This window comes from Piscicoccus intestinalis NBRC 104926 (assembly GCF_001515525.1).
Lineage (GTDB): Bacteria > Actinomycetota > Actinomycetes > Actinomycetales > Dermatophilaceae > Kineosphaera > Kineosphaera intestinalis.
Map to the genome: position 1 here is coordinate 1 of NZ_BCNQ01000241.1, position 3,448 is coordinate 3,448.

The following is a 3,448-nucleotide window of genomic DNA, read 5'->3' on the forward strand; positions in this document are numbered from 1 at the left end:
CCCGGCCAGGCCGGCCGGTCTGGCCGGCCCGGTCAGCACGGGGGAGCCACCGCCGCCGCACCGTCGGCCGGCGCGACCGGGGACCTCCCGGCTCCGCAGGCGTTGTCGGCGGAGGCCGAGAACCCCGCTCCGGAGTTCCCCGGTGTGCCCCAGCAGGCCGAGCCCCAGCGGCAGGCTCAGCCGGCCCCGCGCCCCGACGAGAACCCGCGCGGCTGACAGATCCTCCCAACCGGCCGAAGGCTGCCCTTTCGGTCCGGGGCTGCGGTGAGAACCGCAGCCCTCGGCCGACGGGGCAGCCTTCGGCGTTGTGGGGGAGGGCTCGTAAGGTGTCCGGGTGAACGCGTTCGAGGTGGTGGCGATCCTGCTGGCGGGCGTCGCCGCGGGCACGATCAACACGATCGTCGGATCGGGGTCGCTCATCACCTTCCCCACGCTGCTGTTCTTCGGCTACCCGCCGCTTGTGGCAAACATGAGTAACAACGTCGGGCTGGTGCCCGGCGGGCTCAGCGGCGTGCACGGGTACCGGCGCGAGCTGGAGCGCTCGGGCGCAGCGATCCGGCGGTACGGGCCCGCCTCCCTGCTCGGGGGGATCGTCGGCGCGGTGCTGCTGCTGTGGCTGCCCGAGAGTGTGTTCGACGCCGTGGTGCCGGCGCTCATCCTCGTCGGGCTGCTGCTCGTCGTCTTCGGGCCGTCGCTGCAGCGGCGTGCGCGCCGGAGCCACCCCACGCACGTGTCGCCGGGGCAGCAGCGCCTGCTGTGGGTGCTGGTGGCGCTGACCGGCGTGTACGGCGGCTACTTCGGGGCCGCGCAGGGCGTCATCCTCATCGGCATCTTGTCGACCCTCATGGTCGAGGACCTCCAGGTGCTCAACGGCCTGAAGAACCTGCTCGCGCTCATCGTCAACGGCGTCGCGGCCCTCACGTTCGTGCTCCTGCGCAACTCGCAGATCGACTGGAGCGCCGTGTTGCTCGTCGGGATCGGCACGCTCATCGGCGGGGCCATCGGGGCGCGCGTCGGGCGCCGGCTCCCGCCGCTCGTGCTGCGCGCGGTGATCATCGTCGTCGGCACGGTCGCGATCCTGCGGATGACGGTCTTCGCCTGATGCCGATCACGATCACCGACCCGGCCGACGAGCGCGTCGCCGACTACCTGCGGCTCACCGACATGGCCCTGCGCACCCGGCTCGAGCCGGCCAACGGCCTCTACCTCGCCGAGAGCGAGAAGGTGATCCGGCGGGCGCTGGCCGCGGGGCACCGGCCGCGGTCCTATCTCATGGCGCCCCGCTGGCTGACCGACCTCGCCGACCTCGTGGCGCGCGCGGAGGCGGACGGGGTGCCGGTCTACGTCGGGGAGCCTGACGTCATCCGCGCGCTCACCGGCTTCCACCTGCACCGCGGCGCCCTCGCCTCCATGCACCGGCCCGAACTGCCCGCGCTCGAGGGGCTGTTGGCGAAGCTCTCGTGCGCGGGCCCCGCGCACGACCCAACGAGGCGACGTACACGGGTCGCTGTGCTGGAGGACCTTGTCGACCACACCAATGTCGGCGCCTGCTTCCGTTCGGCCGCGGCGCTCGGGGTCGATGCGGTGCTAGTGACCCCCCGCAGCGCCGATCCTTTCTACCGGCGGTCGATCCGGGTCTCGATGGGCACGGTCTTCCAGGTGCCTTGGACACGCATCGACCCGTGGCCGGACGGCATCGAACTTCTCAAGAACGCCGGGTATGTCGTCGCCGGCATGACCTTGGGGGACGGCTCGATCACTCTTGATGCGCTGGTGGCGCAAGATCATCGCCGCTTGGCGCTGGTCTTCGGCACTGAGGGTGACGGGCTCACAGCGCGGACCGAGAGATTGCTCGATCGTCGGGTGACGATCCCGATGATGCACGACGTGGACTCGCTCAACGTGGCCGCGAGTTCCGCGGTGGCGTTCTATGCCACTCGATAGAGTCGATAGAACAGCCGAACGCGCATGCACGATCAGGCCAACGGCGGCAACCAGTCTTACCTGCACCGCGTGCGCTCGAGGCTGTCGGCCCTCGCGCGGGCGGACCTGCTGATCGATCCCAGCAATAAAGGACGACGCGAGTCAAGGCTTCCAGAGGCCGCTATCGGTCTGCCATGTCGGTGCCGCGCCGAGGTGAGACAGCGGCACCGCGCGTACTGTCGGGAAAGACTTCAGCACAGCGGGCAGCAGCGACCTGCGGCCGAGTTCGAGACGGTCGAGGAGGAACTGCACCAGCGTGAGCTGTCCGAAGGTGCGCTCCCACTGGGTCGTCGTCGAGTCGAGATCAGGGTGCCGGCCGACAGGCGGGAGCCGGGGCACGTTCGTGTGGACCCGGTTGAAGAGCCGCCCGTGATGAGCGCACGTGTTGCGCACGAGGTTCAACGCCCTGAGCCAGCTCGTGAGTTGGCGTCCGTTCAGCCCGCACGCGTCGGCGACCGCGTCCTGGGCCACGCGAGGGGCGAAGCCGTACAGCCGGGCGAGGCCACCCCAGTCGAGCAGCTCAACCGCGACCCAGACGGGCAGCCGACCGCCGTACTTTCGGCGGTGGTGCTCGACGAAGTCTTCGCGGGAGCGCTTCAGCTCGAACGTGTAGCCGGCGAGCCAGTCGGCGTACGCCCCGCTGTGGCGCGCCGTCGGGCCGAGTCTGTCGGGCTTGAGGTGCACGCACGGGTCGACGCGGCCGAGCTCGTGGCCCAGGAGCGAGCGGACGGCCAGCTCGATCCGAGAAAGCTCGGCAAAGGTCGCAGTGCGGAGCCGGGCGTCGAACTCGTAAAGGGCGGCCACGTCGCTGAGCCGTGTCTGCGGGTAGAAGGCGTCCTGGCGAGCCCCGTCAACAAGCCGACGGAAGGGGTACCAGTACCCGCTGAGGCGGTAGTAACTGACGCGGTGCAGCAGGGCGATGGCCTCGTTGCGGTTCCCGACATCCATGCCGCGCCGAACGAGCAGGTCGACCTGCTCGTCGTATGAGCGGTACTCCTTGACTGCAGCGTCCAACCGCACCACCGGGGCATAATGAGGACCGGCCCTGGACCTACGTGGTAGGCGGAACCGGTCTTAGTGAGCCAATCTTAAGCCGGACGCAGAGCACGCTGCAAGAGGGCGCCCCACGCGGGCGTCTTTGCATGAGGCAACAGGTAGGTCGGTGGAGGGGCCAGGGACGAGCACAACCGGCCAAGCTGCCTCAGCTCTGGCGGACTCGTACCGCCAGCGCGGTCCTGCCCGCTCTCAGCGCAGGACGCGGGCCGCCGCCCGTCGTCGGAGCAGGTGCTCACGCTCGACGTCGTTGCGGCACAAGGCGATCGCCTCGTCGTAGGCGGCCAGCGCCGCCTCCGAGCGCCCGAGCCGGGTCAGCAGTTCGGCGCGCACGGCCGGGGGCCGGTGACTGCCGGGCAGGTCGACGTCGGCGAGGGCGGCCAGGCCCGCCTCCGGGCCCTCGGCCTCGGCG

3 protein-coding genes and 2 pseudogenes are annotated in these 3,448 nt (G+C 70.5%); 3 read left to right on the forward strand and 2 right to left on the reverse strand.

What is annotated here, in order from left to right; all coding sequences use genetic code 11:
* The 3 genes and pseudogenes from PINTE_RS23490 to PINTE_RS20695 form a co-directional block, all read left to right on the forward strand.
* Positions 1–216 (forward strand): annotated as a pseudogene (locus PINTE_RS23490) (hypothetical protein); the annotation flags it as partial.
* 118 nt (positions 217–334) lie between these two features.
* Positions 335–1,102, forward strand: coding sequence for a sulfite exporter TauE/SafE family protein (locus PINTE_RS20690; RefSeq protein ID WP_068434370.1), 768 nt, complete (start codon positions 335–337; stop codon positions 1,100–1,102).
* On the forward strand, positions 1,102–1,944 hold the full coding sequence (locus PINTE_RS20695) for a TrmH family RNA methyltransferase (RefSeq protein ID WP_068434372.1): 843 nt from the start codon (positions 1,102–1,104) through the stop codon (positions 1,942–1,944). Before PINTE_RS20690 ends, PINTE_RS20695 begins: the two co-directional genes overlap by 1 nt.
* A 141-nt stretch (positions 1,945–2,085) precedes the next feature.
* Here the strand turns inward: PINTE_RS20695 and PINTE_RS20700 are convergent, their stop codons facing one another.
* Both PINTE_RS20700 and PINTE_RS23495 read right to left on the reverse strand, forming a co-directional pair.
* The gene (locus tag PINTE_RS20700) at positions 2,086–3,006 is read right to left on the reverse strand and encodes an Abi family protein (RefSeq protein WP_245643088.1); all 921 of its coding nucleotides are present in this window, start codon (positions 3,004–3,006) and stop codon (positions 2,086–2,088) included.
* A 222-nt stretch (positions 3,007–3,228) separates the two neighbouring features.
* Positions 3,229–3,448 (reverse strand): annotated as a pseudogene (locus tag PINTE_RS23495) (RNA polymerase subunit sigma-24); the annotation flags it as partial.